A 1,080-nucleotide genomic window follows, 5' to 3' on the forward strand; every position below is an offset into this window, starting at 1 on the left:
CCTAGGTGTTCTGTCCGGGGAGGTTGTGGACGGGTGAGCCAGGTCTCGGCTGAGGGATCTTGAATGAGTGAGGGCCTTCCGGTTCGGTGTGGATTGCGACGTCTACACCTGACCGAAAGGCCCTCGTGCCCCACCGTAATGCACCCCTGACCGAGACCGGACGGCTGCGCCTGGCCCGCTGCGTGGTCGAGGACGGCTGGCCCCTGCGTCGGGCCGCGGAACGCTTCCAGGTCTCACCGACCACCGCCCAGCGGTGGGCCGACCGCTACCGGCAGTCCGGCGAAGCCGGCATGAGCGACCGCTCCTCCCGTCCGCGCACCAGCCCGCACCGGACCCCGACCCGCACCGAACGCCGGATCATCAAGGTTCGCGTTCTGCGTCGCTGGGGACCGGCCCGCATCGCCCACCTGCTGCACCTGGTGCCCTCGACCGTGCACCGTGTGCTGACCCGCTACCGGCTGGCCCGCCTCACCCACCTGGACCGGGCAACGGGCCGTGTCATACGCCGCTACGAGCGCGACCGGCCCGGCGAACTCGTCCACGTCGACATCAAGAAGCTCGGCAACATCCCCGATGGCGGCGGCCATAAAGTCCTCGGCCGGCCCGCGGGCCGAAGGACACGATCCGGCGCCGGCTACAGCTACCTGCACACCGCCGTCGACGACCACTCCCGCCTCGCCTACAGCGAGATCCACGCGGATGAGAAGAAGGAGACCGCCACCGGCTTCTGGACCCGCGCCCAAACGTTCTTCGCCCAGGCCGGGGTCACCGTCGAGCGGGTGCTGACCGACAACGGCTCCTGCTACCGCTCACGGGACTGGCGAGATCTGCTGGCAGCGGCCGGGATCGCCCACAAGCGAACCCGGCCCTACCGGCCGCAGACCAACGGCAAGGTCGAACGCTTCAACCGCACCCTGCTGGACGAGTGGGCCTACGCCCGCCCCTACCGCTCCGAGCAGGAACGACGCGACGCCTTCTCCGACTGGCTGCACACCTACAATCACCACCGCGGACACACCGCGCTGAAGGGCCAACCACCCGCCAGCCGCGTCCCCAACCTCTCAGGGCAATACACCTAGG

The 1,080-nt window shown here is 69.4% G+C and carries 1 protein-coding gene; it reads left to right on the forward strand.

Annotated features, from left to right (window positions below; genetic code table 11):
* Positions 1-125 precede the first annotated feature (125 nt).
* Positions 126-1,079, forward strand: a complete 954-nt coding sequence (locus tag ACH4ZA_RS39890; protein ID WP_398433897.1) for an IS481 family transposase — start codon at positions 126-128, stop codon at positions 1,077-1,079.
* Position 1,080 lies beyond the last annotated feature (1 nt).

This window comes from Streptomyces sp. NPDC020597 (assembly GCF_044335095.1).
Lineage (GTDB): Bacteria > Actinomycetota > Actinomycetes > Streptomycetales > Streptomycetaceae > Streptomyces.